This is a genomic window from Burkholderia sp. USMB20 (assembly GCF_000949135.2).
Classification (GTDB): Bacteria; Pseudomonadota; Gammaproteobacteria; order Burkholderiales; family Burkholderiaceae; genus Burkholderia.
Map to the genome: position 1 here is coordinate 690806 of NZ_JTAN02000003.1, position 6106 is coordinate 696911.

5 protein-coding genes are annotated in these 6106 nt (G+C 67.5%); all 5 read left to right on the forward strand.

Annotated features, from left to right (window positions below):
• Window positions 1-131: 131 nt before the first annotated feature.
• Window positions 132-1457, forward strand: a complete 1326-nt coding sequence (gene glyA, locus PL79_RS07225; protein WP_082088736.1) for a serine hydroxymethyltransferase — start codon at window positions 132-134, stop codon at window positions 1455-1457.
• Between the two features lie 162 nt (window positions 1458-1619).
• Window positions 1620-2507 (forward strand): dihydrodipicolinate synthase family protein, encoded by an 888-nt coding sequence (locus PL79_RS07230; protein WP_044848472.1) that lies wholly within the window; start codon window positions 1620-1622, stop codon window positions 2505-2507.
• A 6-nt stretch (window positions 2508-2513) separates the two neighbouring features.
• Complete coding sequence (locus PL79_RS07235; protein ID WP_044848473.1) at window positions 2514-3845, forward strand: NAD(P)/FAD-dependent oxidoreductase; 1332 nt, start codon at window positions 2514-2516, stop codon at window positions 3843-3845.
• Between the two features lie 16 nt (window positions 3846-3861).
• Complete coding sequence (locus tag PL79_RS07240) at window positions 3862-5355, forward strand: aldehyde dehydrogenase (protein ID WP_044848474.1); 1494 nt, start codon at window positions 3862-3864, stop codon at window positions 5353-5355.
• A 494-nt stretch (window positions 5356-5849) separates the two neighbouring features.
• Window positions 5850-6106 (forward strand): LysR family transcriptional regulator (locus PL79_RS07245; protein WP_135800993.1); only part of this gene is annotated, 257 nt, incomplete at its 3' end.

The window sequence follows — 6106 nt, forward strand, 5'->3', positions numbered from 1 at the left end:
GCCCCGGTGGCGCAGACGATGCGATCGGCGTCGTCCGCGCGAACCGGCGGGGCGTATCGCCCGAAGCCGATGGGCGGAGCCGCAACGATGGCGCCGGCCTCGCGATGTGCGGTACGCGCAGTCCATGCAGCATGTCACGAATCGCGTCGCGGAGTCAGCAAGTGAACGAGAACGCCCGCTTTTTTTCCGAAACGCTTCAGAGCCGGGATCCGGTGATCGCGTCGGAGATCGCGCTGGAGCTGCGTCGCCAGCAAACCCAGATCGAACTGATCGCATCTGAAAACATCGCGTCGGCGGCGGTGCTGGAAGCACAGGGCACCGTGCTGACGAACAAGTACGCGGAAGGCTATCCGTCGCGGCGGTACTACGGCGGTTGCGACCATGTCGACCGGATCGAGGCGCTCGCAATCGATCGCGCGTGCGCGCTGTTCGACGCGAGCCACGCCAACGTCCAGCCGCATTCGGGCGCGCAAGCCAACGGCGCGGTGATGCTCGCGCTCGTCAAGCCGGGCGACACGGTGATGGGCATGTCGCTCGATGCGGGCGGCCACCTCACGCACGGCGCGCGGCCCGCGCTGTCGGGGAAGTGGTTCAACGCGGTGCAGTACGGCGTGAACCGCGACACGCTGCGCATCGATTACGACGACGTGCGCCGGCTCGCCGGGCGGCATCGCCCGAAGCTGATCATCGCCGGTTACTCCGCGTATCCGCGGGCGCTCGACTTCGCCGCGTTTCGCGAGATCGCCGACAGCGTCGATGCGAAGCTGATGGTCGACATGGCGCACATCGCGGGCGTCGTCGCGGCCGGTCGGCATCAGAATCCGGTGCCGTTCGCCGACGTGGTGACGTCCACCACGCACAAGACGCTGCGCGGCCCGCGCGGCGGCTTCATCCTGACGAACCACGCCGAGGTCGCGAAGCAGATCGATTCGGCGGTGTTTCCGGGGTTGCAGGGCGGGCCGCTGATGCATGTCGTCGCCGGCAAGGCAGTGGCCTTTGCGGAAGCGCTTCGGCCGGAATTCACCCGCTATATCGAGCAGATGTTGCGCAACGCGCAGGCGCTCGCGCGCGTGCTGACGGCCGGCGGCCTGACGCTCGTCACGGGCGGCACCGACAACCACCTGCTGCTGGTCGACCTGCGCGCCCGGCGCATCACCGGCGCGCAGGCCGAGAAGGCACTGGAGCGCGCGGGCATCACCTGCAACAAGAACGGGATTCCGTTCGATACGGAAAACCCGACCGTCACGTCCGGCATCCGGCTCGGCACGCCGGCCGGCACCACGCGCGGCTTCGGAACCGCGCAGTTCGAGCAGATCGGCGAATTGATCCTGGCAGTGCTGGCTGCGCTCGAGCGCGATCCGAGCGGCGACGAAGCGGTCGAGCGGTCGGTACGGACCCGCGTGCGCGACCTGTGCAGCCAGTTTCCCGTTTATGCGCACGCGGAGGCGTTCGCCTGATCCGGGAATCGGTCTGAACCTCGAACATCGTTCGGATCACGTAGTGAATCGATCGGCGTCGCTGCGCGTATGCAGCGACGTACCGACGACGTTGTGTCGAATTGCCGGTTTCCTGCCTGACGGGCGGGAACCTGGTGCAACCACTTGATTGAGGAATCGAAAATGAGCTTCGAGGGCGTACACACTCCGCTGGTCACCCCGTTCGACGCGGACGGCGAAATCAACCACGAACTGCTCGGCCGGCATGCGGCCGATCTTGCGGGCCGGGTATCCGGCCTGGGCATCGGCGGGACGACGGGCGAATACTACGCATTGAGCTTCGACGAGCGCGTGCGCACGTTCGACACGGTCGCCGCCGCGGCCGGCGGCAAGACGTTCCTGACCGCGGGCATCAACGCGACCACGACGAAGGAGGTGCTGCGCCTCGGCCGTGAAGCGAAGCGCGCGGGACTGAACGCGTTGCTCGTGGCGGCGCCGTACTATGCGCAGCCGACCCAGCAGGAACTGCTCGAGCACCTGCTCGCGGTCGACGACGCGCTCGACATGCCGATCATGCTGTACAACTTCCCAGCCCGCACCGGCACCGAAATCGGCGACGACATTCTCGAGACGCTGCTCGAGCGCAAGAACTTCGTCGCGATGAAGGAAAGCACCGGCGACATCGCGCATCTGCATCATCTGTCGACGCATTTCAGCGGCCGGCTCGTGCTGAGCTGCGGGATGGACGACCAGGCGCTCGAGTTCTTCGCGTGGGGCGCGCGCAGCTGGGTCGGCGGCGCATCGAACTTCCTGCCGGAAGCGCACACCGACCTGTTCGACGCATGCGTGAAGCGCGGCGATTTCGCGACCGGTCGCAAGCTGATGGCCCGACTGCTGCCGGTACTCGAACTGCTCGAGCGCAGCGGCAAGTTCATTCAGTACGTGCGCTACGGCTGCGAGCTGGCCGGGCTGCCGGTCGGCGTCGCGCGCGCGCCGCTCGGGGCGTTGTCGGGCGACGAGCGCGACGCGTTCGCGAAGCTCGTCAAGCCGCTGCTGCGCGACGGCCGGTAATCCGTCATGGGCTCGACTCTGGAATTCGCGCGGTTTCCGGCGCCGGACGGGATGAACGGGTGGTGGGAGAGTCTTCCGCCCGCACCGGACGCCAATACCGTCAAGTCGGACAGCCGGTTCGACTGGGTCGTCGTCGGCGGCGGCATCACCGGGCTTTGTGCCGCGCGCCGGCTGGCGGAGCTCGCACCCGGTGCGTCCATCGCGCTCGTGGAGGCCGACCGGATCGGCCGCACCACGTCCGGGCGCAATTCCGGATTCTTCGTCGACCTGCCGCACGACATCAGCAGCGAAAGCTACTCGCGCAGCATCGACGAGGATCGTGCGGACGTGCGGTTTCAGCGGCACGGCATCGACTATGTGCGCGAGATCGTGCTGCGTTTCGGCATCGACTGCGACTGGCGCGACGACGGCAAATTCCACGCGTCGGTCAACCGGAAGGGCGCGACCGCACTCGCGCATTTTGCCGACGGGCTGTCGCGTATCGGCGAAGCATTCGAATGGCTCGATCAGCCGGCGATCCAGGCCGTGACCGGCACCGGGTTCTACACGGGCGCGCTGTTCACGCCGGGCTGCAGCACCGTGCAGCCGGCGGCGCTGATGCGCGGGCTGGCGGCGACGCAACCGGCGAACGTGACGGTGTTCGAGCTCAGCCCGGTGAAGCGGATCGAACCGCGCGGCGACACGCGCGTACTGCATTTCGCCGGCGGCACGATCGTCGCGAAGCAGGTGATCCTGTGCACCAACGCATACGCGGCGACCTTCGGCATGCATTCGAACGGTTTGCTGCCGGTCTATACGTTCGCGTCGCTCACGCGCCCGATGAACCCCGACGAAGTGGCGAGACTCGGCGGCACGCGCTCGTGGGCGCTGATTCCGGCCGATCCGATGGGCACGACGGTGCGGCGCCTGGTCACCGATCGCATTTGCGTGCGCAACCATTTCGCGTTCCGGCCGGACGTGAAGCTGTCGCAGGCCGATCTCGCGAAATCGCGGCATCTGCATCAGCGCTCGTTCGAGCGCCGCTTCCCGATGCTCGGCGGCGTCGAGCTCGAATATACGTGGGGCGGGCCGCTGTGCCTGTCCTCGAACAACGGTGCGCTGTTCGGCAGGCGCGACGACGGCCTCTACGAGGCGATCGGCTGCAACGGCCTCGGGCTGAGCCGCGGGTCGGCCTCCGGCAAGCTGATCGCCGAATACGCGCTCGGCGAATCGAACAGCCTCGTGCAGCAGTTGCTGAAGCAGCCGCATCCGCGTCCGCTGCCGGTTCGGCCGCTCGTCGACCTGGCCGTGTCGGCGACGATCTGGGCCAAGGAATTCTCGGCTGGTGCCGAGCTTTGATTTTTGAGGAAACGACATGACGACCCATCAGGATTGGAAACAGAAGGCGAACGCGTTGTCGCTCGACGGTCGTGCGTTCATCGCGGGGCAGCGCAGCGCGGCAGCGTCGGGTGAGACGTTCGCGACGCTCAACCCGGCGTCCGGCAAGGTGCTTGCCGAAGTGGCGCGCTGCAACGAACGCGACGTCGACCGCGCGGTCGCGGCCGCGCGCGACGCGTTCGAATCGGGCGTCTGGTCGAAGGCCGCGCCCGCGCACCGCAAGGCGGTGCTGCTGCGCGTCGCGCAACTGATCGACGAGCATGCCGAAGAGCTCGCGCTGCTCGAAGCGCTGGAAGCCGGCAAGCCGATCGGCGAATGCCTCGGGCTCGACATTCCCGAATCGGCCGCGTGCATTCGGTGGCACGCGGAGGTGACCGACAAGCGCTACGACGCGTTGTCGCCGTCCGGTGCGGGCGTCGTGAGCATGATCACGCGCGAGCCGATCGGCGTCGTCGGCGCCGTGCTGCCGTGGAATTTCCCGGCGCTGATGCTCGCGTGGAAGATCGGCCCCGCGCTGTCGGTGGGCAACAGCGTCGTCGTGAAGCCGGCCGAGCAGACGTCGCTGTCGACGCTGCGCATCGCCGATCTCGCGATGGAAGCCGGCGTGCCGCCGGGCGTGTTCAGCGTCGTCACGGGGTTCGGCGCCGAGGCCGGCGAGGCGATCGGCCGGCATCCGGACGTCGATCTCGTCGCGTTCACCGGTTCGACCGCAACCGGCAAGCGCTTCCTGCACTACTCGGCCGATACGAACCTGAAGCGCGTCGTGCTCGAGTGCGGCGGCAAGAATCCGCAGGTCATCCTGCCGGACGTCGCGAACCTCGACGCGGTGGCCGAGCAGGCAGTTGCGGCCGCGTTCTGGAACATGGGCGAGAACTGCAGCGCCGGCTCGCGGATCCTCGTTCCGTCGAGCCGCAAGGCGGAACTGCTGGAGAAGGTCCAGGCGGTGCTCGCCGGGTGGAAGACGGGCGACCCACTCGACCCGGACGTGAAGCTCGGCGCGCTGATCGAACAGAAGCATTACGAGAAGGTGCTCGGCCATATCGAACAGGCGAAGGCGGAAGGCGCGCGCGTGGTATGCGGCGGGCGCGCGATCCTCGCGGAGACGGGCGGCTGGTTCGTCGAGCCGACGATCTTCGATCAGGTGACGCCGGAGATGCGCATCGCGCGCGACGAGGTGTTCGGGCCGGTCGTGTGCTTCATCGAATACGACGACGTCGACGACGCGGTGCGGATCGCGAACGATACGTGCTACGGGCTGGCCGCGTCGCTGTGGACCGACAACGTGAACAGCGCGCACAAGGTCGCCGCGCGGATTCGTGCGGGGACGGTCACGGTGAACTGCTTCGGCGAAGGCGACCTGTCGACGCCGTTCGGCGGCTTCAAGCAGTCGGGGTTCGGCGGCCGCGACAAGTCCGTGTACGCGCACGATCAATATTGCGAGTTGAAGACCACCTGGTTGAAGCTGGACTAAGTGGGGCGCGCCGCGCACGCTGCACCCCGGGGCCGCGCGGCCCAGGCTGCAGGTTGCGGCGAAACCGTTTCGGCGGCTTGTCGAGCCGCCGATCGGCTGCGATGTTGTCCTGCACCATGTCGCACGAGTATGGCCAGCGGCCGCTCGGCCGGCGAGAATGGCGCACGCGGCGCGCGACAGAACGAACGACGCTACGCCGCGTCGGCATCGCGTATGGTGCGCTGCGCCCCCGCGCCGCGCAGTGGCCTGGCGCGGGGGCGGATGGGCGGCACCACCGTGCGCCTTGCCGTCTCCATCATCGCTTCCGATAATGGCGACGCAGTGCACAATCGATCAAGAATGACGTCATCGCGACGCCGCCCGGCCGACTCGCAAGCCGTAATATTCAGATAATCGAAAGGTTTGCGATGAGCCTGCTCGCAGGCGGCCGATGGGGACTGCCGTCGACGAATGCGCCGACGCTGCGTCCGACCTCCGTTTTGAGAGTGAAAGCCATGTTGAAGAAGCAATTGTTTGCAGACCGACTCCTCGCGCAGATGCCGTCGCTTCGGGCGCTGCGGTGTTTCGTGACGGCGGCGCGCTACGAGAGCTTCACCCAGGCGGCCGAGGTGCTGTGCGTGACGCAGGCCGCGATCAGCCGGCAGATCAAGGAACTCGAGGATTCGCTCGACGTCGCGCTGTTCGAGCGCACCGGCCGGCATATCGCGCTGACGGATGCGGGGCGCGTCCTCTACAACGCGTCGTACCTGTC